We start from the raw sequence: 22,959 nt of genomic DNA on the forward strand, positions 1-22,959 counted from the left end.
GGAAGCGCGGCGGTCAGGCGTCGATCACCCGCCGCGCGAACCGTTCCAGATAGTCCATCAGCAGGTCGGCGCCGCGCGCGGCTTCGGCCTCGTTGCCGCTGGCGATGGCGCTGGCCATCGCCTGGTGCGCCTGGGCGCCCTCGGCAATCTCGCCTTCGTGCTGGTAGGCGTACCAGAAGCGGCGGCACTGCACGATCAGCGGGATCACGGCCTTCACGGCCGACCGGTTGCGGCAGGCGGCATGGTTGACGTGGTCCAGCGCCTGGTCGGCGGCCATGTATTCGTCCAGGTTGCCGCGCTGGGCCGCCTTGACCATCTTCTGGGCGCTGGCCATCAGCGCCTTGCGCTGGGCGTCGGTGGCGCGCCGCGCGGCGCTGGCGGCGATCAGCCGTTCCAGCACGCGGCGGGTGGCAATCACGTCCAGGTGGTCCATCACGTCGATGGTCGACACCATCAGCCCGCGCCGCGGCTGCTGCACGATCAGGCCCATCGACACCATGCGCATCAGCGCCTCGCGCACCGGCGTGCGCCCCAGTTCGGTCATCTCGGCCAGTTCGGCCTCCACCACGGGGCTGCCGGGCGCAATCTCCAGCTTCGAGATCATGGTCTCGATCCGGTCATAGGCGATATCGGCGGCGCGGCGCTTGCCGGTTTCCGGCGCGTGTGCGGTCGTACCCAGGGAACTGGAAGCGTTAGGCATCTCGAACGAAGGAGCGGGGCCCGCCAGCCGGCGGGCTGGCGGTGGCCGTCTTATGCCGCAGGCGGACGGTGCGTCAGAGCGTGGCGCCGATCTTGCGCAGCTCGGGGATGGCCGGGGCCTTGGCCACCCAGAGTTCGTCGAACTTCTTCACGACCGGCTGCGGGTCGTAGCTCGATGCGCTCTTGAAGGCCACCGACGACCGCTTGAGCTTGTCCACCAGGCCGGCTTCGGTGGTCACGATGTCATTGATCTGCGCCGTCAGCGCCTGGTTGACCAGTTGCCGCACCAGGTCGCGGTCCCTGGCATCGAGCCCGGCCCAGATGCGGCCCGACACCAGCGGCGCGAACGGCATGAACAGCGCGTTCATCGGCAGCAGCGCCTTCGAGATCTTGTCGTACCGCTGGTTCCAGGACAGTTCGATGTCGGCTTCCAGCCCGTCCACCTGGCCGTTGGTCATGGCGTCGAACACGGCCGGGGTGGGGATGGGCGTGGGGGCGGCGCCCAGCATCGAGTAGAAGTCGCGGTAGACCGGCGTGGGGTTGATCCGCAGCTTCATGCCCTTGAGGTCGTCGGGCGAGCCGATGTCCCTGGTGGCGAACACCACGCGCATGCCCGTGATGCCCCAGCCCAGGCCGATGGTGCCGGTCTCGCGCGGCAGCGCATCGAGCAGCTTCAGCGCGGCCGGCGTGCGCACCAGCCTGGCCACGCTGGCCGTGGAGCGCACCAGGTAGGGCGCGTTGATGGCGGCCACGCTCGATACGCGCGAGCCCAGTTCGGCGGCCTGGATCCAGCCCATGTCGAGCGCGCCCGACTGCAACTGCTGCATCATGGCCGATTCGTTGCCAAGCTGGCCCGAGTGGAACACCGTGACGCTGAGCCGGCCGTCGGTTTCCTTCTTCAGCAATTCGCCAAACGCCACGGCGGCGCGGTTCCAGGAATGCCCGGCCGGCGTGATCAGGCCCAGGCGGAATTCCTTCGTGGTAGCGGCGCGCGTGGTGGACGTGATCACCAGCGGCGCGGCGGCGGTGGCCAGCGCGGTGGTCTTCAGAAAGCGGCGTCGGGTGAAGTGGGACATGGCAGGCTCCTGTACGTTTCGGGGGATGTCGAGGGGGGAGAGGGAAGGGGAAGCGGCTACTTCAGCAGTCCGATGGACAGGCTGGGGAACAGCGACAGCAGCACCAGTCCAACGCAGCTGATCAGGAAGAAGGGCAGGGTGACCATGAACATCTTGCCGGGCTTGGCGCCGGTGACGGCAGACGCCACGAAGAAGCTGAGCCCCACGGGCGGGGACATCAGCCCCAGCACCAGGTTGATCACGATGACCACGCCAAAGTGGCGCGGGTCGATGTGATAGACCTCGGTGGCCACGGGCAGCAGGATCGGCACGGTCATGATCAGGCCCGGAATGCCGTCGATGACCGTGCCGATGATCAGCAGGATGACGTTGGCCAGCAGCAGGAACGCGATCGGGCTGTGCGCCACGGTCTGGATCCAGGTGGCGACCATCTGCGGGATCTTCCCGTAGATCAGCAGCCATGAGAACACGGCCGCCGCCGCCACCAGGAACAGCACGATGGCCGAGTAGATGGCCGAGCGCAGCAGGATGGCCGGCAGCGTGCGCATGTCGAATTCCTTCGTCACATAGCGCCCCACCAGCGCCGCGGCCAGCGCGCCCACGGCGGCGGCCTCGGTGGGATTGGCCAGGCCGGCCAGGATCGAGCCGACGATGACGATCGGGATCAGCAGCGTGGGGCTGGCCTGCAGCACGGTCGTCGCCCGCTCGCGCAGCGTCTGGCGGGCGCTGCGCGGGTAGTTGTAGAACATCCCCATGATGGCGATGATCACGAAGAACAGCAGTGTCAGCAGCACGCCGGGCAGGATGCCGGCGATCAGCATGTCGCCCACCGCCACCTGGGCCAGCACGCTGTAGACCACGAACATCACCGACGGCGGAATGATGGGGCCGAGCATGCCGCCGTAGACGGTCAGACCCGCCGCGAAGGTCTTGTCGTAGCCCTGCTTTTCCATCTCGGGCACCATGACCTGCGCCATGATGGCCACCTGCGCGGTGGCCGAGCCGATGATCGACGACACCAGCATGTTGGCCAGGATGTTCACGTAGGCCAGGCCGCCCTTGACCGAGCCGACGAAGGCCATCGACAGGTCCACCAGCCGGCGCGTGATGCCGCCGCTGTTCATGATCTCGCCGATCAGGATGAACAGCGGGATGGCGATCAGGCCGTAGCTGTCCACGCCGGCGAACATCTGCGTGGGAAACGACTGCAGCAGCACGGTGTCGCCGGTGCTGAAGATAAAGGCCAGCCCGGACAGGCACAGGCAGATGCCGATGGGCACGCCGGCCAGCATCACGGCGCAGAAGAAGAAGGTGGTGGTCATGGCTTCAGTTCACCGATTCGGCATCGCCGACGTAGAACTCGGGGTACGCCCGGCGCGGCGCCAGGTCCAGGTCTTCGAGCAGGTTGGCCAGCGCATGCAGGCTCAGCGTGCAGGCGAACAGCGGCATGATCAACTGCAGCGCCCACATCGGCCATTCCAGTGTCTGTGTGTGCTCGGTGTAGAGGAAGTTGAACGACTGGGCCGCGTATTCCTTTGCGTCGAAGTGGAAATTGGCGATGCCGACCGGGTCCATCCACAGCCAGCACATGGCGATCATGGCCAGGCCGAACACCAGCACGCCGCCCGTGGCGATGACCTTGGCGGCCCTTTGCAGCCGGGGCGGCAGTTGCTCGGTCAGCAGCCCCACCGCGAAATCCAGGCGCAGGCGCGTCATGACCGATGCGCCGACGAAGGTCAGCCACACCACGGAATAGACCGACGCCTCGTCCACCCAGTACAGCGGCAGGCCGGCGTAGCGCGTGGCCACGTTCAGCAGGATCAGCAGCACCAGCAGCGTCATCAGCCCGCCAAGCGCCAGGCGCTCCACGGCCAGCACGGCGTCGGAGGCGCGCAGCACCCAGCGCACCGGGCGGGCCACGGGCGGGCTGGCGGGCGCTGCGTCCGCCGTGATCGAGGAGAGGTCGGGCATGGCTGTCAAGCTCCTGTGCGTGGATATCGGACGGGCCGGGTCGTGCAAGTTGGATGCCAGTCGGCGCGCTGGAGGGCGCCGGCCGGCATCGCGCGCGTCAGGCCACCGACTGGTACTGGGCCGGCCGCGTGGCCAGCGCCTGGCGCACGACCTTTTCGACGAAGGCGCGTTCCTCGCCGATCAGCGGCAGACGCGGGCGGCGCATGTGTTCGGTGCCCACGCCCACGATGGCGTCGATCAGCTTCAGGTTCTGCACGAGCTTGTTCGACACGTCGAGATGGAGCATCGGCGTCATCCAGCGGTAGAGCTTCAGTGCCTCGGCGAAATTGCCGGCGCGCATGAGGTCGAACAGCGCCACGGTCTCGCGGGGGAAGGCACAGCCCACGCCGGCCAGCAGGCCGTCGCAGCCGAGCGCCAGCCCTTCGTAGGCCAGGTCGTCCACGCCCATGAAGATCTGGTAGCGGTCGCCCACGGTGTTGCGCAGGTCGGTCACGCGGCGGATGTCGCCGGTGCTTTCCTTGACGGCCGCGATCCACTTGCAGTCGGCCAGCTCGGCCATGTGCTCGGGCTTGAGATCGACCCGGTAGGCCACCGGGTTGTTGTAGACCATCACCGGCTTCTGGGCCGCCTCGGCCATGGCGCGCACGTTCTGCATGGCCTCGCGGGCGTCGGCCACGTAGATCACCGACGGCATGACCATGAAGCCGGCCACGCCGAGCTTGTTGGCGCCGTCGATGTAGCGCAGCGCGTCGCGCGTGCTGGTTTCGGACACATTGGCCAGCACGGGAATGCGGCCGTCGGCGGCCTCCAGCGCAATGCGCGCCACGTCGAGCTTTTCTTCCAGCGACAGCGTGCTGGCCTCGCCGAGCGATCCGCACGTGACCAGGCCGTGGATGCCGTTGCGGATCTGGAAGTCGATATGGCGGATGGTGCCTTCGGCATCGATGCGCTCGTCGGCGTGGAACTTGGTCGTGATGGCCGGGAAGATGCCGGTCCAGCGCGGATTGCTCATGAGGAACTCCTCGGTCGGGAAGGTGAGGCTGCGCACCCGGCGGTCTGTCGGCCGCCCCGGTGCGCCGCGTGAAAATATCTTCTAAATATATTAAGGATATCTTTGCGAAATAATCCAGCACGATCCATGCCAGTGGAAACCCGAATAGGCGGCGGGCCGGAAAAGGGCGTCAGGCGGCGGATTGGCGGGGGGCACGCCGGGTCAGGCGCGGGTCAGGGCGGGCAGGGCCGGGGTCTGGAAGGGGCTCGATGGGACATCGCGGGGCACGCATGCACGCCGTCATGCACCGCAGGCGGGGGCGTGCACCGAGACGGCTCGCGTGGGCGGGCATCGGTTGGATCAGGCACGGCGACGTCGCGGGGGCCGTTCAACAGGCAAGTCATCCCCCGGGGCCGGTCTTGCCGCCCCAGGGCCTGCCGCTTTTTTGTAGCGACTTAATTCAGTTCGTCATCCTTGTAGTACTTGGTGCCTTTGGCAGTCAGTTCCAGCGCCAGGCCCTTGTCCGTGATCTGGTAGAGCCAGATTCCCGGCCCGACGGCCAGTGCGCCCTGGTAGGAAGAGCCGCTGTCGCCGGCCTTGGCCGCGGCGGTCGATTGTCCGCCGAAGGTCCAGCCTGACTGGATGAAGTCGTTCAGCGCGGATTCCTTCTCGAACACCCAGACCAGCTGGAACTTCTTGACCCCGATGCCAAGGCCCGCCTGCAGCTCGACCATCTTCATGTAGGTCATGGCCTTGGTCTTGTTATTGACCGCGATGCCTTCACCCGTGCCGCTGCCGGCCAGCAGGATCTTCATGCCGAAATTGCTGAAAGCCGCATACCCGGCCGCCGAAGCCACGGCGCTGCGGGCCGATGGCTGCGCCTTGTAGAGCGCATCCAGCGCCTTCTGCGCAGCCGTGCGCACCTCGGCCTGCTTTTCGGATTTGCTTGCGCCCAGTGCGATCGCCGGGACTGCGATCAGGGTGGGGAGTGCCAGGATGGCGATTCGTCGATGCATTGCTGCCCCCTTTCTTCGTAACGGGGCGCCAGGCCCCTTGCTTTTGCAGCGCCGGCCAGTGTGCAACACGCCGGTTGCCTCGTTCGATCGCCGGTTCACCGTACTGTCGTGCGCCCAGGGGGCAGCTCTTTCTTGTGAAACGCGGGAACGTATCCCAGACTAGACGATGGAAGGCAGTGCGGCAATCTGGCCCGGATGCGGCCAGCTTTCGGCCTGCTCCGAACCCGTGACAGTCGGTTCCGCGTTCGCCGGGGCAGCCATGAAATCTGCCGCTATGGTTTGTGCGTCGATGGCGTTGCTGGCGTTGGCGGCTTGTGCCGCGCCGGAGCGCCAGCAAGCCGTGGGCGACTTCCGCTCGCGGGCCGTCACGCGTGCCGACGGCGGCGTCAGCGTGGCCGTCTCGGTCCTGTCGGCGCGCGAGAGCGCGGACGTCTATGGCGTGCCGTTGGCCCACAAGGCCACGCAGCCGGTCTGGGTGCAGGTTCGCAATGACGACGACCGGCCGTACTACCTGCTGTTCCCCGGGCTCGATCCCAACTTTGTCCCGGCCTCCGAGGCCGCCGACGCGTTCGCCGAGAACGAGCCCGCCGATGTGAAACGCCAGCTGCACGATCGCTTTGCGGCGCTGGCCTTCCGCAATCCGGTGCCGCCCGGCCAGACCGTATCGGGCATGGTGCTGACCAGCCTGGAGGAAGGCGTCAAGCTGGTGCAGATCGACCTGGCTGCCGATGGCCGCACGCGCACGTTCTCGGTCTTCACCGTGGTGCCCGGCTTCCGGGGCGACTATCACGCCAGCAAGGTCTTCACGCGCGAGATCTATCCGCCCGAGGCCATCCGTGACTTCGACGACGATGCCGCATTCCGGGCCGCCCTGGAGTCGCTGCCATGCTGCGCCACCAATGGCGACGGCTCGCGCAACGGCGATCCGTTGAACCTGATCATCGTGGGCGGCCTCGATGACGCCTTCCCGGCCCTGGTACGGCGCGGCTGGCGTCCGACCGAGACGAAATGGTCGGGGGCCATCATGCGCGTGGTGACATCGGCGCTGTCGGGCGATCGCTACCTGAACGCGCCGGTCAGCGATCTCTACCTGTTCGGCCGTCCGCAGGACCTGGCGCTGCAGAAGGCCCGCGATTCGGTTCACCAGCGCAACCACCTGCGGCTCTGGCTCAGCCCCATGCGCTATCAGGGCAAGCCGGTATGGGTGGGCCAGATCAGCCGCGATATCGGCAGCCGCATGACGATCCATTCCCCAACGCTGACGACCCACAAGATCGACCCCGATGTCGACGAGGCGCGCACGGCGCTGGCCGAAGACATGGCGTACTCCCAGAGCCTGGCCGTGGTCGGGTACGTGGGCGGCGTCGGTCCGGCGCCGCAGCGGGCGCCGCGCCAGAACCTGACCACCGACCCGTATTACACGGACGGCGACCGCCTGGTCATGGTGTTCTACCAGCGCCCCGTGTCGCTGTCGGCGATCCGCCGCTTCAGTTGGCATGACGAAAACGGGCCGGACGGGCGCCGTGCCACGGGTGTCGGGGTGGGGCGATGATGGCCGCTCCGGGTGTCCGGCATCGGGCGGCTGCCCTGGCGCTGATGGCCTGCCTGGCGTTACTGCTGGCGGGATGCACCACCTGGCAACGGCCCGCCCCGGACGGCGACGCGCCGCTGCGAGCCCGGGCGGTCAGTGTCACGAAGGAAAGCATCACGCTGCGCGCCGTCGTATTGGGCAAGATGGAAAGCCACCGCCTGCTGGGTGCGAATATCGGTGCATTGGGGGTGCAGCCGGTCTGGATCGAGGTGCGCAACGACACCCCGCAGTCGCTGGCGCTGCTGCGTACCGGCACCGATCCCGACTACTTCTCGCCGCTCGAAGTCGCGTGGTCGCTGCACGGGTGGTTCAGCGGCAGCCGGAATGCCGAGATCGACGACTGGTTCAACCAGGCGGGATTCCACAATCCCGTGCCGCCCGGTGAAACCCGCTCGGGCATCGTGTTCACCAACGCCGCGCGCGGCACCAAGCTGCTCAATGTGGATCTGCTCGGCAATCAGCACCTGGTGGTCTTCACGCTGTTCCTCAGGGTGCCCGATGACGCCGATGACCCGAATTTCTCGCGGTCGCTGTTCACGTACCCCGATCCGCAGGTGACTGACTATCAGGACATGGCGACGCTGCGTGCCGCGCTGGAACGCCTGCCATGCTGCGCCACCGACGCCAGCGGCCAGCACGGCGGCGATCCGCTGAACGGGGTGGCCATCGGCGGGCTGGAGGATTTCGGGGCGGCCATGGTGCGCCGGAACTACCGCCGCAACCACCAGCCGCTCGACGACACGCAGTATGTGTTCGGCCGCGTCCCGGACGCCGTCCTGCGCAAGCAGGGGCCTGCCGGGTCGGTGTCACCAAATTGGATGCGTGCCTGGCTGGCGCCGTTTCGCTATCGGGGGCAATCGGTCTACGTCTTGCAGATTGGCCGGCCAGCCGGTGGCCGTCTCGGCGCTGCGCCGGCGCAGTCCATGTTGCACGAAGACGCGGACGAGGCCCGGAACATGGTGGTTCAGGACTGCATCTACTCCGAAGGCCTGGAGAAGCTCGGTTTTGTGACCGGGGTGGGGCCGGTCATCCGGCAGCAGGAGCGCAGCAGCCTGAACGGGGCGCGGTACTTTACCGACGGTCTGCGCGCGGTCATGTTCTTCGTGACCCGGCCGCTCAGCATTGCGGATCTTGAGATCCTGGACTGGGTGCCCCTGGGCCAGCCCGCGAAGACCGACGCCACCGAAAAGGATCAGCATGCCGCCGAGGACACCGCGCAGGCGCGCTAGGCTGCCGCGGGGCGGGGCACTGGCCTGTGCCTGCCTGATGCTGGCCGGCTGCGCATCGAAGCCACTGGTTCCGTATTCCGCGGACACGCCGCCGCTGGCGCTGGTGCCGGCCGCCAGTGCGGGGGTGCGCGACGCACGCGGGCGCTTCCGGGAGATCTATTGCGCCGTCCTGAATGCGCGCCAGCAGGACCTGCCTGACCACCGGCCTTGCGAAGACGCGCTGACGCGGGTCGGGACCGAGCCGGCCGGCACCGGCAAGCCGGTCGATCTGGGTCCGTCGCGGCGGCATCTGGTGGCGATGATCGTGCCCGGCATCGGCTACGAGTGCTTCGAGCCGTGGCTCGATCCGCCCGGCACGGTGGCCACCCATGTGCGGCAGTTTGGCTACGATGCCGTGCTGCTGCGGGTGGATGCCCTGTCCGGCTCGGCGCACAACGCGCGCCAGGTGCGCGATGCCGTCCTGGCGCTGCCAGCGGGCCCCGACGGGCCCTATGTCGTGCTGATCGGCTATTCCAAGGGCGCTCCCGACATCCTGGAGGCCGTGGCCGGGTATCCGGAAATCGGCAGCCGTGTGGTGGCAGTCGTCAGCGCGGCCGGTGCCGTGGGTGGCTCGCCGCTGGCCAACGACGCCGAGCAGTACCAGGCCAACCTGCTGCAGCACTTCCCCGGGTCGAAGTGCGAGGCCGGCGATGGCCGGGGCGTGGAAAGCCTGCGGCCGGCGGTTCGCAAGGCGTGGCTGGCTGGCCACACGCTGCCCGGCTGGCCGCGCTATTACTCGCTGGTGACGTTCCCGGCCCCGGATCGCATTTCGTCGATCCTTGAATCGAGCTACGAAAAGCTGGCGCGCATCGACGGCCGCAACGACAGCCAGGTGATCTTCTACGACCAGATCGTGCCGGGCAGTGCGCTGGTGGGGTACGTCAACGCCGACCATTGGGCGCTGGCCGTGCCGGTCGCGCGCTCGCGCCCGACCATCGGCGCCATGTTCGTGACCCGCAACGCCTATCCGCGCGAAGCCCTCACGGAAGCGTTGCTGCGGTTCATCGAGGAGGATCTGGCGAGCGGGGCCTCCAGGTGACCACGTCCAAAAAAAATGCCGCGCCCAGGGCGGCGCGGCCGTCAAGCACCCGCAACCGGGATGTGTCCGGGCGCGTCGCCAATCTAGCGGATCGAACGTGCGACCGATTATGTCCGTATAGATATCTTTATGGACATGCAAAATCGGCTCAGGTCCGGTATCTTTGTCGCGGCAGAGGGGATAGCTCACACCGTGATGTGAGCCATGTCACAGATCAGGAGATCGCGATGGTACGCAATGCCTTACGCGACGCGGCGATGCTGGAGCAGTACGTCAAGTATCTGCAGACCCGGGTCGCCAAGCAGCAGGCTGTTGTCGCGCAGCTTAGGGAATGCGGGCTGGACCCGCACGAAGATCAGGTCGTCCTGGAGAATCTGGAGGGCGCCGCCGAGGCATTGGCGCGCCAGCTCGCCCAGCTCAGGGCCCGGCCAAGGCCGGCGCTTGCGCTGGTCTGAGTCACGCAAGGTGCGACTGGCGATGCGCCGCGGCGCCGGCCGCTATGGCGCCGGGGCCATCGCCGTCTCGATGGCATCCATCAGTTCCTGAAGCCGCAGCGGCTTGCCGCACACCGCGTCGAAGCCCGATTCGATGGCGGCGCGGCGGTCCTGCTGGCGCGTGAACGCGGTCAGGGCGACGGCGGGCACGCGCTGCAGCGCCTCCACGGCCTCGCGTACGCGGATCTCGCGGATCAGGTCATTGCCGTCGCGGCCGGGCAGGCCGATATCGCTGATGACCAGATCCGGCGTGACGCGCGCCACTTCGTCCAGTGCCTCTTCGCAATCGCGCGCCGTACGCACCCGGGCGCCGTACTCCGTCAGGATCGCGGACAGCGCCGCCGCCGCGTCGGCATCATCCTCCACCACGAGCACGTCCAGCGCCGTCAGCGGCACCGATTGCTGCAGCGCCGGCACCGCTTCGGTGGCGGCGGGCACTTCCGGCGCGCCGGCATCGGCGAGCGGAATGATCACCTCGAAGGTGGCGCCCAGTCCCGCCCCGGCGCTGAACGCCCGCACCGTGCCGCCATGCATTTCAGACAGGTGCTTGACGATGGCCAGGCCCAGGCCCAGTCCGCCGTGCTTGCGGCGGTTGGTGTCCTCGCTCTGGGTGAAACGGTCGAACAGCAGCGGCAGGAAGTCGGCCGGGATGCCGCGGCCGTTGTCGATCACGCGCACGTGCAGGTAGTCGGTGTCGGACGACACGTCGATCCGCACCGTGCCGTCCTCGGGCGAGAACTTGATCGCGTTGGACACCAGGTTCCACAGGATCTGCTGGAAGCGGGCCGCGTCCAGCCAGGCCGACTCCGCCGTGGCCGGCGCCAGATGCAATTCCAGCTTGATCTGCCGTTCGGCAGCCTGCGCCTGCATGGTGTCCAGCGCGCCGCGCACCACCTCGGCCACGTTGGCGCGCTCGCGTTCGAGCTTCATCTTGCCGACATTGAGCATCGACACGTCTACCAGGTCGGCCACCAGCCGGCGCTGGATGGCCACGTTGCGCTCCACGGCGGCCAGTCCGCGCCGGCCTTCCTCGGTATCGATATGGCGCGCCAGCACGTGGGTCCACACCGAAATCACGTTGAGCGGGTTGCGCAACTCGTGCGACAGGATGGCGATGAAGTCGTCCTTCATGCGGTTCAGCCGCTCCACGGCGGCCCGCGCGGCCTGCTCGCGCTCGATCAGCTGCTCGCGCTGTCGTTCCAGGTTGATGTGGTCGGTGATGTTCGACACCACGGCCACCTTGACCCCCGTTTCCAGCACGGGCGAGATGCTCCACTCCAGGTGCATGGTCTCGCCGAGCGCGTCCTCCAGCGGGAACGTGCCCTGCCAGCCGTCCACCCGCGCGTGGCCGGTGGCCTCGGCAATCTTGTCGCGGTACGCCGCCGGGGCGAAGGCCGCCACGGGCTGGCCCACCAGTTCGGCGTCGGTGCGCTTGAGCATCGTCAGCATGGCCGGGTTCACGTCGACAAAGCGGCCGGCCAGGTCCAGCGTGCAGATGCCGCCGATGGCCTGGTGATAGATCGCGCGGAAGCGTGCCTCGCTCTCGCGCATCGACCGCTCGGCGGCGCTGGCACGCAGCAGCGACGCAATGGTGGCCACCAGCACGCCAGGCTCGGCCGGGTGGACCAGGTAGGCGCTGGCACCGGCATCGAGGCCGCGCACCTTGTCGTAGTCGGCCACGTAGGTGGCGGACAGGTGCACCACGGGCACGGTCGCGGTCTGGGGCCGGTCGCGCAGCATGCGGCAGACCTGGAAGCCGTCGATATCGGGCAGGTTGACGTCCAGCACCACGGCCGACACGCTGGTGTCGGCCAGTTGTAGCGCTTCCTGCCCGCTTTCGGCTTCGATCGTCCGGTAGCCTGCCGCGGTCAGCACGCGTACCGTGGCGTAGCGCGTCACCGGGTTGTCGTCGACCACCAGCACCAGCGAGTCCGAAGCGCCGGGCAGGCGTGCATTGCGGGTTTCATCCGGCATGGTCGTCTCCGGAGCCGGTGGCCGGGGCTGCAGGGGCTGCCGGTGGACTGGCATTGGGCGCGGTGGCCGGGCTGGGGTAGGTCGTGGGCAGCGTCACGTAGAACCGCGAACCGACGCCGACCTCGCTCTCGAAGCCCACGTAGCCGCCCAGCAGTTCGGCCAGCCGCTTCGAGAGCGCCAGGCCCAGGCCGGAGCCCCGATAGCGGCGTTGCAGCGGCGAATCGATCTGCACGAAATCCTGGAACACCTCGCCGTGCGATGCGGGCGGGATGCCGATGCCGGTATCGCGCACCGAAAACGTGATCGTGTCCGGCGTGTCGCAGGTGGCCGACACGCGCACCTCGCCGCTGGGCGTGAACTTCAGCGCGTTCGAGATGTAGTTGCGCAGGATCTGCGACACCTTGCGGTTGTCGCTGAACAGCTTCGAGACACCGTGCGGTTCCTCGAAGATCAGCGACACGTCGGGGTTGGTCAGCACGGGCTTGAACATGCCGCGCAGGGCGTCGAACAGCGCCACCATGTCGAACCAGGCGGGCGACACCTCGACACGGCCGGCTTCCAGCCGCGCCAGATCCAGCAGGTCATTGACCATCTCCGAAAACTCCGCGGCCGTGTCGCGCACGAAGCCGACCTGCTTTTCCTGCTCGGGCGTGAGCGGGCCGTCCACGCGGTCCATCAGCAGCCGCGTGATGCTCTGGATGGCCACGATGGGCGTCCGGAACTCGTGGCTCATGTAGGCCAGGAAGCGGCTCTTGAGCTCGGTGGCGTGGCGCAGCTGTTCGGCCTGGATGTCCAGTTCGGAATAGAGCGCCACCACGCCGCGGTTGGTTTCCTCGATTTCGGCGCGCAAGGCTTCCACTTCCTGCGTGCGGGCTTGCAGCGCGGCGCGCAACGTGGCCACGTCGTCGGGTGCATCGAAGGTGGCGGTGGGGGATGGCTCGGATGGATTGGGCATGGCGTCGTCCGGGATCGCGTCCGGGGCAGTCATCTCAAAACTCCGCGCGGCGGATCACCACCACGGTGGCGTCGTCCCGCCCGCGGGCGAATTTCCAGAGTACGAAGGCGGCCACGATGGCCGGGTCGCGCTGCAGCACGGTGGCGTCGTCGAGCTGCCAGCGCGACTGGATGCCGTCGGAATGCAGGATCACCAGCGCATGGGCAGGCCAGTCCAGTTCCTGTTCCTGCACCGAGCGCATCTGGATGCCGGCCGTGCCGTTCTGGCTGACCAGCGTGCGGTCGGCGATGCCGGAAATCACGCGGCCCAGGATGTTGCCCGCCCCGGCAAAGCGGATGCGCTGGGTGCCGCCGTCGATGCGGTAGGCCCCGATGGCGGCGCCGCGCGTGCCGCGCAGCGCGGCATGGGCGCGCTCGATGTATTGCCCCGGGCTGCCGCCGCGCTGCGGGTCGAACACCGTCAGCGCCGCCGTGGCGGCGGCGGCGGCATCGGGCCCGTGGCCCAGCCCGTCCACCAGCACCACGTCGGCACGATGATCGTGTACGGCCACGCCCCAGCCATCGCCGCTGACCTGCTCGCCGGGGGCGGCCAGGCAGATCGCGCCCACGGCGAAGCCACCGTTCAGCCGGCGGGGATTGCCGGTCGCGTCGCGGTCGCGATAGAAGCGCGCCAGGATCAGGCTGCCCGCGCCGGGCTGGGTATGCACATCGAAATCGTCGGCCAGCCGGCTGACAGCGCCCAGGCCCTGGCCGGCGCTGCCGGCCGTGGAGTAGCCGTCGTGCATGCAGGCCTGCAGGTTGGCCATGCCGGGGCCGTCGTCGATCGACATCAGTTCGATGGCCAGGCTGCCGTCCACTTCGCACGCGGCCAGCAACAGCCGGCCACCCTGCGCGTGGCGCACAAGGTTGTTGCCCAGCTCGTTGACGGCCACCGCCAGGCGGCCGCACTGGATGGCGTCGAACCCCAGCCGTGCGGACATCTCGGCGACGTGGCGCCGGGCTTCGCCCACGCGGCTGGGGTCGCTCATCGGCACCGCGTGATGCGGGCCGTGGCCCTTACTTCCACCGAGTGATGCTGACACAGGTTCCCTCGCCAACTTGCGTGCGGATTTCGAACTCGTTCACCAGCCGGCGCGTGCCCGACAGGCCCATGCCCAGGCCGCTGCCGGTGGTCCAGCCGTCGACCAGCGCCTGCTCGACATCGGGAATGCCGGGCCCGTGGTCCTCGAAGTGCAGGCGCAGCCCGCGCCGGATGCCTTCGGCCAGGATTTCCCAGCGCATCTCGCCGCCGCCGCCGTACACCATCGTGTTGCGTGCCAGCTCGCTGGCCGCCGTAATCATCTTAGTCTGCTCCACCAGCGAAAACTTCAGCTGGGCCGTCAGTGTGCGCACCACGGCGCGTGCGTGCACGATGTCGCGCTCGTCGCGGATCGGGGCGCTGCCCGCCTGGGCAAGTTCGGTCGTCACGTCAGAGCACCCGGGCGGCGTCGAGCATCGCCATGCCGCGTTCCACGTTGAGCGCGGTCTTCACCCCGCCCAGCGACAGCCCCAGTTCCACCAGCGTGATGGCCACGGCCGGGCGGATACCCACCACCACGGTCATGGCGCCCAGGATGCGGCTGATGTCGGAGATGCTGACCAGCATGCGGCCGATGAAGGAATCGACCATTTCCAGCGCCGACACATCGATCAGCACGCCGTGCGCGCCGGTTTTCTCGACCATCGTGGCCAGGTCTTCCTGCAGCAGCAGGGCGGTCTGGTCCTGCATGTCGATCTGGATGGTGACGAGCAGGTGCTTGCCCATCCGCAGGATTGGAATTCGTTCCATGGCTGGCTCGCGGTTCAGTTGGCGTCGCGGGTCACCGTGTGCCCCGTCATGCGCATGGCCGTGGCCAGCGCGTCGGCCAGCGTCGACTTGGTGATGATGCCCTGCAGGTCGATACCCAGATGCACGATGGTCTGCGCAATCTGCGGCCGGATGCCGCTGATGATGCTTTCGGCGCCCATCAGGCGGATGGCGGTCACGGTCTTCATCAGGTGCTGCGCGACCAGCGTATCCACGGTGGGCACCCCGGTAATGTCGATGATGGCCAGTGGGGAGCCGGTTTCCACCAGCCGTTCGAGCAGCGATTCCATGACCATCTGCGCGCGGCTGCTGTCCAGCGTGCCGATCACGGGCACGGCCAGCACGCCGTCCCACAGCTTGATGACCGGCGTGGACAGCTCCATCAGTTCGTGCTGCTGGCGCACGATGATGTCCTCGCGCGTCTTCTGGTACGCGGAAACGGTCCACTGCGCCATGCGGTCGACGATGGCCGAGGTGGTCCAGATCACTTCGATTTGACCGTCCACGCCGCCGGTCTGGCGCTGCAGCGCATCGAAGATCGGGCGTTTCAGCGCCAGCACGAAGCCGCTGGTCACGTCGGCCGTCTCGCCCTGGGCGGCGCGGTTGCGGGACAGGTGCGTCAGGGCGTCGCGCAACGTGCCCCACGGGCCGTTATTGAAGTTGCTGGCGTCGCCGTCGGCGCGCAGGCCCGCTTCCAGGCCTTGCAGGATGGCCGTCTGTTCGGCCGCCACGTTCTGCGTCAGGCCGCGGCCCTCGGCATAGTTATGGTATTCCGCCGTCCAGCCGCGCAGGATGTCTTCGTGTTCGGTGCGCAGGAAGTCGGCAAGTCGCAGGTTTTGGGTCCGCATGGCGTGGCTATGATGGGGTTGGGGAGGCCCGGCCGCAAGGCTGTGGCGGCGGAATGGTGATCCCAACCCATTCTAGGAGAGATTGATAGCTCACACTATCGGCGTCCGGCTGATTGACGGCACAACCGAAATCGGCGTTACCGGCAGCGGTGCGGCGCAGACGCCTTATCGGTAACATGGTCGCCGCCCTTGTGAGAATGCGCCGACACGGGAACGGGACCGCCCCGGCTGACGGCGCCGCACGCCCCTGTCTAGTCTGTAGCATCGGACAAAGGAGGGGTGACTGTGGACTGGCTTGACGCGCTGCAATGGCCCGCCATGGCTGTGACCGTGCTGGCCACCTGGCTGGTGGGCAGCGAATCGGCACGCCGCCGCAAGGCGGGGTTCTGGGGCTTCCTGGTCAGCAACGCGATGTGGGTCGGCTGGGGATGGCATACGGGCGCCTGGGCGCTGGTGTTGCTGCAGTTCGCGCTGGCCGTGCTCAATATCCGCGGCCAGGCCAAGGCCGACCGCGCCCAGCATGCCGGCAAGTCCGGCCAGGAAGGCGCCCCCGGCTGAATCCGGATGGATATCGGGATGGACAGGACATCGGACCTGATCGTGGCAACGCCGCAGGGGCTGTACTGCCCGGCCGGCGACTTCCATATCGACCCCTGGCGGCCGGTGGCGCGGGCCGTCATTACCCACGCCCATGCGGACCATGCCCGCCCCGGCAATGGCCATTACCTGTGCGCCGAACCGGGCCGGGGCGTGCTGCTGGCACGCCTGCCGGGGATATCGCTCGATACGCTGCCATACGGCCAGCGCATCACGCACCACGGCGTGACGCTGAGCCTGCATCCGGCCGGGCACGTGCTGGGGTCGGCCCAGGTGCGGCTGGAACACGGCGGCCAGGTCTGGGTGGCCTCGGGCGACTACAAGGTGGAGCCCGAAGGCACCTGCGCGCCATTTGAGCCGGTGCGCTGTGACACGTTCATCACCGAAAGCACGTTTGGCCTGCCGATCTACCGCTGGCCGCGCGAGGCCGCGCTGATGGCCGAGATCTTCGGCTGGTGGCAGGACAACGCGGCGGCGGGCCGGGCCAGCGTGCTGTACTGCTACGCATTCGGCAAGGCCCAGCGCATCCTGAACGGGCTGATGCGCCATGCCGGCGCGGCGCTGGCGATGCCGGGCCCGATTGTCGTCCATGGCGCGATGGCCGCGCTGAATCACGCTTACGCAGCAGCCGGCGTGGCCTTGCCGCCGACCATGGCCACTGCGGATCTGCCCGCGCGCAGCCCGGCTCTGCGCCGGGCGCTGGTGCTGGCGCCCCCACCGGCGCAGCGATCCACCTGGCTGCGGCGCTTTGGCGAGGCGTCCGACGCCTTTGCCAGCGGCTGGATGCAATTGCGCGGCACGCGCCGGCGGCGCGGCGTGGACCGCGGCTTTGCGCTGTCCGACCACGCGGACTGGCCAGGACTGCTGTCGGCCATTGCCGCCACGGGCGCCGCGCGCGTGATCGTCACCCATGGCAACGTGCCCGTGATGGTGCGCTACCTGTGCGAGCAGGGCCTTGACGCGCAGGGCTTCCGCACCGAGTTCGGCGATGACGACGATGCCACGGGCGCCGCCGCCGAGCCGGCTTCCGACGCCGCGACAGCGGACGCACTGGCCGGGGAGGGCGCCGCATGAAGGCGTTTGCCGACCTCTACAGCGAACTCGACGGCACCACGTCGAGCAAGGCCAAGCTCGCGGCGCTGGCGCGCTACTTCGGCAACGCCGCCCCGGCCGACGCCGCCTGGGCGGTCTACTTCCTGTCGGGCGGCAAGCCGCGCCAGATCGTGCCGGTGGCCGCACTGCGCGCGCTGGCGCAGCGGGCGGCCGGGCTGCCCGAATGGCTGTTCGAGGAAAGCTATCAGGCCGTGGGCGACCTGGCCGAGACCATCGCCTTGCTGCTGCCCGATGCCGATCACGTCGACACGGCCGGGCTGGCCGAATGGGTCGAGCAACGCGTGCTGCCGCTGCGCGAGCTGGCGCGCAGCCAGCCGCCCGAGGTGCTCAACGATGCGCTGGACGCGCTGTGGCGGCCGCTCGATGCGCGCGGCCGGCTGGTGCTGTTCAAGCTCATCACGGGCAGCTTCCGCGTGGGGGTGTCGAAGCTGCTGGTCACCCGGGCGCTGGGCGAGGTGGCCGGTATCGATCCGAAACGCGTGGCCGAGCGCCTGGTCGGCTACACCGACATCCGCACGCTGCCCACGCCAGCGCGGTTCCTGGCCCTGATCGAGCCGGCGCGGGCCGAAGGCGAAGCGGGCGGCGGCAGCCCGGTGCGCGGCGGTCAGCCGTACCCGTTTTTTCTGGCCCATCCGCTACAGGCGCCGGTCGAGGAATTCGACGCCTTGCTCGGCGCCCCGTCGCGCTGGCAGGTGGAATGGAAGTGGGACGGCATTCGCGCCCAGCTGGTGCGCCGCGCGGGCCAGACGTGGCTGTGGTCGCGCGGCGAAGAGCTGATCACCGAGCGGTTTCCGGAGCTGACCGACGCGGCGCAGCGGCTGCCGGACGGCACGGTGCTCGACGGCGAGATCATCGTCTGGATCGATGGCCGCGTGCAGCCGTTCGCGTTGCTGCAGCAGCGCATCGGCCGCAAGACCGTGGGCGCGAAACTGCTGCGCGACGCGCCGGCCATCCTGATGGCGTATGACCTGCTGGAATGGCAGGGGCAGGACTGGCGCGCCCGGCCGCAGGCCGAACGCCGCGCCCAACTGGCCCGCGTGGTGGCCGACCACATCCACCCGGCGCTGGAACTGAGCCCGCTGGTCGAGGCCGACGACTGGCCGCACTTTGCCCGGCTGCGCGACACATCGCGCGCCCTGGGCGTGGAGGGCTTCATGCTCAAGGGGGCAGACGCCGCCTACGGGGCCGGACGCACACGCGACGTGGGCCTCTGGTGGAAGTGGAAGATCGACCCCTACACCGTGGACGCCGTGCTGGTCTACGCGCAGCGCGGCCATGGGCGCCGCGCCAGCCTCTATACCGATTTCACGTTCGCGGTCTGGAACGCGCCGCCCGGCACGCCCGACCGCGCGCTGGTGCCGTTCGCCAAGGCCTATTCGGGGCTGACCGATGCCGAAATGCGCGCCGTGGACGCCATCGTGCGGCGCACCACCGTGGAACAGTTCGGCCCGGTGCGCAGTGTCACGCCGAGCCAGGTGTTCGAACTGGGCTTCGAGGGCATCGGGCGCAGCGGCCGCCACAAGAGCGGCATCGCGGTGCGTTTTCCGCGCATGCTGCGCTGGCGCACCGACAAGCCGGTGGAAGAAGCCGACACGCTCCAGACGCTGGAAGCGATGCTGCCGGCGGCCGTGGCGAAGGACGCCGCATGAGCGCCGACGACGCCCCGTTCGTCCAGGCCCCGCCGGTGGCGCAATCGCTGCCGGCGCTGTTCGCGGCACGGCACTGGCAGCCGTTCGATTTCCAGCGCGCCGTCTGGCAGGCCATCGGCGAAGGCAAGAGCGGGCTGCTGCACGCCACCACGGGCACCGGCAAGACCTATGCGGCGTGGCTGGGCGCGTTGCTGGCCTACGCGGTGCCGCCGGCGCGGGCGGGCGCGCTGCCGCCGCCGCTCACCGTGCTGTGGCTGACGCCGATGCGGGCGCTGGCCGCCGATACCACGCGGGCGCTGCAGGCCCCGCTGGCGGAGCTGGGGCTGGACTGGACTGTGGCGCTGCGCACTGGCGACACCGGCAGCAGCGAACGCGCGGCCCAGGCCAGGCGCCTGCCGACTGCGCTGGTCACCACGCCCGAAAGCCTGTCGCTGCTGCTGACCCGGGCCGATGCCCGCGATGCGCTGGGCCGCGTGCGGCTGGTGGTGGTCGACGAATGGCACGAGCTGATCGGCAGCAAGCGCGGCGTGCAGGTGCAACTGGCGCTGGCACGGCTGCATGGATGGCAGCCGGATCTGTGCGTCTGGGGCCTGTCGGCCACGCTGGGCAACCTCGACCATGCGCGCGACGTGCTGCTGGCCGGTGTCCCCGGGCGCCGCCGCGTACTGGTGCACGGCCATACGCCGAAGACGCTGATCGTGGATACGCTGCTGCCCGATGCCGCCGGGCGATTCCCGTGGGCCGGCCATCTGGGCCTGTCGATGCTGCCGCATGTGCTGCGCGAACTGGAGTCCAGCAGCACGTCGCTGGTCTTCCTGAATACGCGCTCGCAGGCCGAAATCTGGTATCAGGCCATGCTCGATGCGCGGCCGGACTGGGCCGGGCAGATCGCGCTGCATCACGGCTCGCTGGACCGTGCCGTGCGCGAATGGGTGGAAGTGAACCTCAAGAATGGCGCGCTGCGTGCCGTGGTCTGCACGTCAAGCCTGGACCTTGGCGTGGATTTCCTGCCTGTCGAACGCGTGCTGCAGATCGGCTCGCCCAAGGGCGTGGCGCGGCTACTGCAGCGGGCCGGGCGGTCGGGGCATGCGCCGGGGCGCGCATCGCGCGTGACCGTGGTGCCCGCGCATAGCCTGGAACTGGTGGAATCGGTGGCGGCGCGCCTGGCGATCCAGGCCGGCCGCATCGAGGCCCGCGAATCGCCCGACAAGCCGCTCGACGTGCTGGCGCAGCATCTGGTGACCGTGGCGCTGGGCGGCGGCTTCCGGGCCGACGCGCTGCTGGCCGAGGTGCGCCAGACGTGGGCCTATCGCAACCTGACCGACGACGAATGGCGCTGGTGCCTGGAGTTCGTGCGGCAGGGCGGCCCCACGCTGACCGCGTATCCGGACTACCGGCGGGCCATGCCGGACGATGCGGGCGTCTGGCGCGTGCCCGATGCCCGGCTGGCGCGGCGGCATCGCATGAGCGTGGGGACCATCGTCAGCGACGCATCGATGCAGGTCCGCTTCTGGACGCGCGCGGGTAGCGGCGGGGCATCGCTGGGCACCGTGGAGGAGGGGTTTATCGCGCGCCTGGCACCGGGCGACTGCTTCCTGTTCGGCGGCCGGCTGCTGGAACTGGTGCGCGTGCAGGAGATGACGGCCTACGTGCGGCGCGCCACGGGCAAGCGGCCGTCGGTGCCGCGCTGGAACGGCGGCAAGATGCCGCTGTCGACGGAACTGGCCGACGCGGTGGTGACCACGCTCGACGCCGTGCAGGCCGGCCGGCTGGACCCGGCCACCACACCCGAACTGCCGCTGATCACGCCGATCGTGGCGTTGCAGGCGCGCTGGTCGGCGCTGCCGACGCCACAGACGCTGCTGGCCGAAAGCCTGCATTCGCGCGAAGGCTGGCACCTGTTCCTGTATCCGTTCGCGGGGCGCTCGGTGCATCTGGGGCTGGGCAGCCTGCTGGCGTGGCGGCTGGGCCAGAAGGTGCCCGCCACGTTCTCGGTGGCGGTGAACGACTACGGGCTGGAACTGCTGGCGTCGGCGCCGGTGGACTGGGCGCACTGGCTGCCACGGGTGCTGGCCGAAGAGCGCCAGCGCGACCTGGCTGCCGACGTGCTGGGGAGCCTCAACGCCGGCGAACTGTCGCTGCGGCGCTTTCGCGAGATCGCGCGCGTGGCCGGCCTGATCTTCCAGGGCTATCCCGGCGCGCATCACAGCGCGCGGCAGCTGCAGGCATCGTCGAGCCTGTTCTACGAGGTGTTTCGCAAGCACGACCCGGGCAACCTGCTGCTGGGCCAGGCCGAGCGCGAGGTGCTGATGCAGGAATTGGACGCCCACCGGCTGGCCGACACGCTGCAGCGCATGGCGACGCGGCGGCTCGACCTGCGCGTGCTGCAGCGGCCATCGCCGCTGGCCTTCCCCTTGATCGTGGAGTTCCTGCGCGAAAAGCTCAGCACCGAGAAGCTGGCCGACCGCATCGCGCGAATGCTGGCCGAACTGGAGCAGGCGGCCGCGCAGCCAGAGGACGAACCCGGCAAGGGCCATGCCTACCGCGGACCGATGCACGACAACCCGCCCGCCGTGGACGCCGGGCGCGTGGCCGAACTGGCGCGCTTCGGCATGGCTGACCACGCAGGGCCGGCCGGCCCGCGCAAGCCCCGGCGGCCACGCAAGCCGTCGAAGCCGCTGCCGCTGTTATGAACCTGGCTGCCCTGACACCGGAGGAGGCCGGGGCCCAGGCCGTGACGCTGGCCGGGGAGACCGTCTGGCTGCTGCCCGAGCACGCGGTCTGGTGGCCATCGGCGTCCATGCTGATGGTGGCGGATGTCCATATCGGCAAGGCGGCCGCGTTCCGCGCGCTGGGCCAGCCTGTGCCCCATGGCACCACGGCCGACAACCTGGCCCGGCTGCTGAGCCTGGCGCGGCGCTATCCGGCGCGGGAGCTGGCGTTCCTGGGCGATTTCCTGCACGCGCGGGCCGCGCGCACGGCGGCGGTGCTGGTGGCGCTGCACGATTGGCGGCGCGCCATGCCGTCGCGCGTGCGCTGCACGCTCGTGCGGGGCAATCACGACACGCACGCGGGCGATCCGCCAGCCGAGCTGGGCTTTGCCGTGGCGACGGAACCGCTGGTGGCGCCGCCATTCGCGCTGTGCCACGAACCGGGCGCGCGTGCCGAAGGCTACGCGCTGGCCGGGCACCTGCATCCAGCCTGCGTGTTGCGCGGCACGGGCGCCGACGCGCTGCGGCTGCCGTGCTTCGTGGTGGGAGAGCGGGGGATGATCTTGCCGGCGTTCGGCGCGTTTACCGGCCACGCCACGGTGCGGGCGGGGCAGGGCGAGCGGCTCTATCCGGTGGGCGACGGGCGGGTGTGGGCGCTGCCCGGCGGATGACGCCTCGTGCCGGATGCGCCGTGCCCTCTCCCCCGGCCCCTCTCCCGCCGGGCGGGAGAGGGGAGCAAACCGTTGGAGACTGCCATGCCTGCTGGTTGTCTCCCCTCTCCCATGTATGGGAGAGGGGCGGGGGGAGAGGCAAGCAGCTCAACCCGCGACTGCCTCGAATTGAACCGCCTCGCGCGGTCCCCGCTCCCGCCGTGCGGGAGCGGGGAGCAAACCGTTGGAGACTGCCATGCCTGCTGGTTGTCTCCCCTCTCCCATGTATGGGAGAGGGGCGGGGGGAGAGGCAAGCAGCTCAACCCGCGACTGCCTCGAATTGAACCGCCTCGCGCGGTCCCCGCTCCCGCCGTGCGGGAGCGGGGAGCAAACCGTTGGAGACTGCCATGCCTGCTGGTTGTCTCCCCTCTCCCATGTATGGGAGAGGGGTCGGGGGAGAGGGCAAGCAGCT

Annotated in this window: 21 protein-coding genes; 9 read left to right on the forward strand and 12 right to left on the reverse strand. The window is 69.1% G+C overall.

Annotated elements, in window-relative coordinates:
- Window positions 1-13: 13 nt before the first annotated feature.
- From AC3G88_RS12245 to AC3G88_RS12270, 6 genes are all read right to left on the reverse strand, one after another.
- Window positions 14-700 carry a GntR family transcriptional regulator gene (locus tag AC3G88_RS12245; RefSeq protein WP_488772968.1) on the reverse strand — a complete coding sequence of 229 codons (687 nt, stop codon included), beginning with the start codon at window positions 698-700 and terminating at the stop codon, window positions 14-16.
- Between the two features lie 73 nt (window positions 701-773).
- Window positions 774-1,775, reverse strand: a complete 1,002-nt coding sequence (locus tag AC3G88_RS12250; RefSeq protein WP_488772969.1) for a TRAP transporter substrate-binding protein — start codon at window positions 1,773-1,775, stop codon at window positions 774-776.
- A 56-nt stretch (window positions 1,776-1,831) separates the two neighbouring features.
- On the reverse strand, window positions 1,832-3,097 hold the full coding sequence (locus tag AC3G88_RS12255) for a TRAP transporter large permease (protein WP_488772970.1): 1,266 nt from the start codon (window positions 3,095-3,097) through the stop codon (window positions 1,832-1,834).
- A 4-nt stretch (window positions 3,098-3,101) separates the two neighbouring features.
- Window positions 3,102-3,746: a TRAP transporter small permease gene (locus AC3G88_RS12260; RefSeq protein ID WP_488772971.1), complete on the reverse strand. Its 645-nt coding sequence runs from the start codon at window positions 3,744-3,746 to the stop codon at window positions 3,102-3,104.
- A 97-nt stretch (window positions 3,747-3,843) separates the two neighbouring features.
- On the reverse strand, window positions 3,844-4,758 hold the full coding sequence (locus AC3G88_RS12265) for a dihydrodipicolinate synthase family protein (RefSeq protein WP_488772972.1): 915 nt from the start codon (window positions 4,756-4,758) through the stop codon (window positions 3,844-3,846).
- A 434-nt stretch (window positions 4,759-5,192) separates the two neighbouring features.
- Window positions 5,193-5,753, reverse strand: a complete 561-nt coding sequence (locus AC3G88_RS12270) for a lipid-binding SYLF domain-containing protein (RefSeq protein ID WP_153948238.1) — start codon at window positions 5,751-5,753, stop codon at window positions 5,193-5,195.
- Between the two features lie 259 nt (window positions 5,754-6,012).
- Between AC3G88_RS12270 and AC3G88_RS12275 the strand changes: the two genes are divergently transcribed.
- The 4 genes from AC3G88_RS12275 to AC3G88_RS12290 all read left to right on the forward strand — a co-directional run bounded on the left by AC3G88_RS12275 (window position 6,013) and on the right by AC3G88_RS12290 (window position 10,106).
- The gene (locus AC3G88_RS12275) at window positions 6,013-7,305 is read left to right on the forward strand and encodes an LssY C-terminal domain-containing protein (RefSeq protein WP_488772973.1); all 1,293 of its coding nucleotides are present in this window, start codon (window positions 6,013-6,015) and stop codon (window positions 7,303-7,305) included.
- Window positions 7,302-8,573 carry an LssY C-terminal domain-containing protein gene (locus AC3G88_RS12280; RefSeq protein WP_488772974.1) on the forward strand — a complete coding sequence of 424 codons (1,272 nt, stop codon included), beginning with the start codon at window positions 7,302-7,304 and terminating at the stop codon, window positions 8,571-8,573. The genes AC3G88_RS12275 and AC3G88_RS12280 overlap by 4 nt, the downstream gene beginning before the upstream one ends.
- A 37-nt stretch (window positions 8,574-8,610) precedes the next feature.
- Entirely contained in the window at window positions 8,611-9,651 is a 1,041-nt protein-coding gene (locus AC3G88_RS12285; RefSeq protein WP_488772975.1) for a lipase family protein, read from the forward strand.
- A gap of 227 nt (window positions 9,652-9,878) precedes the next feature.
- Window positions 9,879-10,106: a hypothetical protein gene (locus AC3G88_RS12290; protein ID WP_488772976.1), complete on the forward strand. Its 228-nt coding sequence runs from the start codon at window positions 9,879-9,881 to the stop codon at window positions 10,104-10,106.
- Between the two features lie 42 nt (window positions 10,107-10,148).
- On the opposite strand, the gene AC3G88_RS12295 is transcribed toward AC3G88_RS12290, so the two are convergent.
- Genes AC3G88_RS12295 through AC3G88_RS12320 form a run of 6 tightly spaced genes read right to left on the reverse strand, consistent with a single transcriptional unit; the run spans window position 10,149 to window position 15,767 of the window.
- A complete protein-coding gene (locus AC3G88_RS12295; RefSeq protein WP_488772977.1) occupies window positions 10,149-12,119 on the reverse strand; it encodes a hybrid sensor histidine kinase/response regulator in 1,971 nt (656 codons plus the stop codon).
- Entirely contained in the window at window positions 12,109-13,074 is a 966-nt protein-coding gene (locus tag AC3G88_RS12300; protein WP_488773161.1) for a sensor histidine kinase, read from the reverse strand. Before AC3G88_RS12300 ends, AC3G88_RS12295 begins: the two co-directional genes overlap by 11 nt.
- Before the next feature lie 34 nt (window positions 13,075-13,108).
- Window positions 13,109-14,101, reverse strand: coding sequence for an ATP-binding protein (locus AC3G88_RS12305; protein ID WP_488772978.1), 993 nt, complete (start codon window positions 14,099-14,101; stop codon window positions 13,109-13,111).
- Window positions 14,102-14,129: 28 nt separating this feature from the next.
- Window positions 14,130-14,540: an anti-sigma regulatory factor gene (locus tag AC3G88_RS12310; RefSeq protein WP_249640873.1), complete on the reverse strand. Its 411-nt coding sequence runs from the start codon at window positions 14,538-14,540 to the stop codon at window positions 14,130-14,132.
- A gap of 1 nt (window position 14,541) precedes the next feature.
- The gene (locus tag AC3G88_RS12315; protein WP_153948243.1) at window positions 14,542-14,901 is read right to left on the reverse strand and encodes an STAS domain-containing protein; all 360 of its coding nucleotides are present in this window, start codon (window positions 14,899-14,901) and stop codon (window positions 14,542-14,544) included.
- Between the two features lie 14 nt (window positions 14,902-14,915).
- Window positions 14,916-15,767 carry an STAS domain-containing protein gene (locus AC3G88_RS12320; protein ID WP_488772979.1) on the reverse strand — a complete coding sequence of 284 codons (852 nt, stop codon included), beginning with the start codon at window positions 15,765-15,767 and terminating at the stop codon, window positions 14,916-14,918.
- Window positions 15,768-16,052: 285 nt separating this feature from the next.
- Between AC3G88_RS12320 and AC3G88_RS12325 the strand changes: the two genes are divergently transcribed.
- The 5 genes from AC3G88_RS12325 to pdeM are packed head-to-tail and all read left to right on the forward strand — an operon-like array spanning window position 16,053 to window position 22,508.
- The gene (locus AC3G88_RS12325; protein WP_488772980.1) at window positions 16,053-16,325 is read left to right on the forward strand and encodes a hypothetical protein; all 273 of its coding nucleotides are present in this window, start codon (window positions 16,053-16,055) and stop codon (window positions 16,323-16,325) included.
- Between the two features lie 18 nt (window positions 16,326-16,343).
- On the forward strand, window positions 16,344-17,438 hold the full coding sequence (locus tag AC3G88_RS12330; protein WP_488772981.1) for a ligase-associated DNA damage response exonuclease: 1,095 nt from the start codon (window positions 16,344-16,346) through the stop codon (window positions 17,436-17,438).
- A complete protein-coding gene (locus AC3G88_RS12335) occupies window positions 17,435-19,126 on the forward strand; it encodes an ATP-dependent DNA ligase (protein WP_488772982.1) in 1,692 nt (563 codons plus the stop codon). The genes AC3G88_RS12330 and AC3G88_RS12335 overlap by 4 nt, the downstream gene beginning before the upstream one ends.
- Complete coding sequence (locus tag AC3G88_RS12340; protein ID WP_488772983.1) at window positions 19,123-21,819, forward strand: ligase-associated DNA damage response DEXH box helicase; 2,697 nt, start codon at window positions 19,123-19,125, stop codon at window positions 21,817-21,819. Before AC3G88_RS12335 ends, AC3G88_RS12340 begins: the two co-directional genes overlap by 4 nt.
- On the forward strand, window positions 21,816-22,508 hold the full coding sequence (pdeM, locus tag AC3G88_RS12345) for a ligase-associated DNA damage response endonuclease PdeM (protein WP_488772984.1): 693 nt from the start codon (window positions 21,816-21,818) through the stop codon (window positions 22,506-22,508). Before AC3G88_RS12340 ends, pdeM begins: the two co-directional genes overlap by 4 nt.
- Window positions 22,509-22,959: the final 451 nt, after the last annotated feature.

The sequence above is a fragment of the Cupriavidus sp. 86D6 genome (genome assembly GCF_057815095.1).

What these genes read in the sequence shown, in the direction of transcription:
- AC3G88_RS12300 (WP_488773161.1), bottom strand. Translation starts at nt 13,074, where the DNA reads ATGCCCAATCCATCCGAGCCATCCCCCACCGCCACCTTCGATGCACCC.
- AC3G88_RS12280 (WP_488772974.1), top strand. Translation starts at nt 7,302, where the DNA reads ATGATGGCCGCTCCGGGTGTCCGGCATCGGGCGGCTGCCCTGGCGCTG.
- AC3G88_RS12295 (WP_488772977.1), bottom strand. Translation starts at nt 12,119, where the DNA reads ATGCCGGATGAAACCCGCAATGCACGCCTGCCCGGCGCTTCGGACTCG.
- AC3G88_RS12315 (WP_153948243.1), bottom strand. Translation starts at nt 14,901, where the DNA reads ATGGAACGAATTCCAATCCTGCGGATGGGCAAGCACCTGCTCGTCACC.
- AC3G88_RS12320 (WP_488772979.1), bottom strand. Translation starts at nt 15,767, where the DNA reads ATGCGGACCCAAAACCTGCGACTTGCCGACTTCCTGCGCACCGAACAC.
- AC3G88_RS12290 (WP_488772976.1), top strand. Translation starts at nt 9,879, where the DNA reads ATGGTACGCAATGCCTTACGCGACGCGGCGATGCTGGAGCAGTACGTC.
- AC3G88_RS12265 (WP_488772972.1), bottom strand. Translation starts at nt 4,758, where the DNA reads ATGAGCAATCCGCGCTGGACCGGCATCTTCCCGGCCATCACGACCAAG.
- pdeM (WP_488772984.1), top strand. Translation starts at nt 21,816, where the DNA reads ATGAACCTGGCTGCCCTGACACCGGAGGAGGCCGGGGCCCAGGCCGTG.
- AC3G88_RS12255 (WP_488772970.1), bottom strand. Translation starts at nt 3,097, where the DNA reads ATGACCACCACCTTCTTCTTCTGCGCCGTGATGCTGGCCGGCGTGCCC.
- AC3G88_RS12335 (WP_488772982.1), top strand. Translation starts at nt 17,435, where the DNA reads ATGAAGGCGTTTGCCGACCTCTACAGCGAACTCGACGGCACCACGTCG.
- AC3G88_RS12340 (WP_488772983.1), top strand. Translation starts at nt 19,123, where the DNA reads ATGAGCGCCGACGACGCCCCGTTCGTCCAGGCCCCGCCGGTGGCGCAA.
- AC3G88_RS12245 (WP_488772968.1), bottom strand. Translation starts at nt 700, where the DNA reads ATGCCTAACGCTTCCAGTTCCCTGGGTACGACCGCACACGCGCCGGAA.
- AC3G88_RS12260 (WP_488772971.1), bottom strand. Translation starts at nt 3,746, where the DNA reads ATGCCCGACCTCTCCTCGATCACGGCGGACGCAGCGCCCGCCAGCCCG.
- AC3G88_RS12270 (WP_153948238.1), bottom strand. Translation starts at nt 5,753, where the DNA reads ATGCATCGACGAATCGCCATCCTGGCACTCCCCACCCTGATCGCAGTC.
- AC3G88_RS12305 (WP_488772978.1), bottom strand. Translation starts at nt 14,101, where the DNA reads ATGAGCGACCCCAGCCGCGTGGGCGAAGCCCGGCGCCACGTCGCCGAG.
- AC3G88_RS12275 (WP_488772973.1), top strand. Translation starts at nt 6,013, where the DNA reads ATGAAATCTGCCGCTATGGTTTGTGCGTCGATGGCGTTGCTGGCGTTG.
- AC3G88_RS12330 (WP_488772981.1), top strand. Translation starts at nt 16,344, where the DNA reads ATGGACAGGACATCGGACCTGATCGTGGCAACGCCGCAGGGGCTGTAC.
- AC3G88_RS12250 (WP_488772969.1), bottom strand. Translation starts at nt 1,775, where the DNA reads ATGTCCCACTTCACCCGACGCCGCTTTCTGAAGACCACCGCGCTGGCC.
- AC3G88_RS12285 (WP_488772975.1), top strand. Translation starts at nt 8,611, where the DNA reads ATGCTGGCCGGCTGCGCATCGAAGCCACTGGTTCCGTATTCCGCGGAC.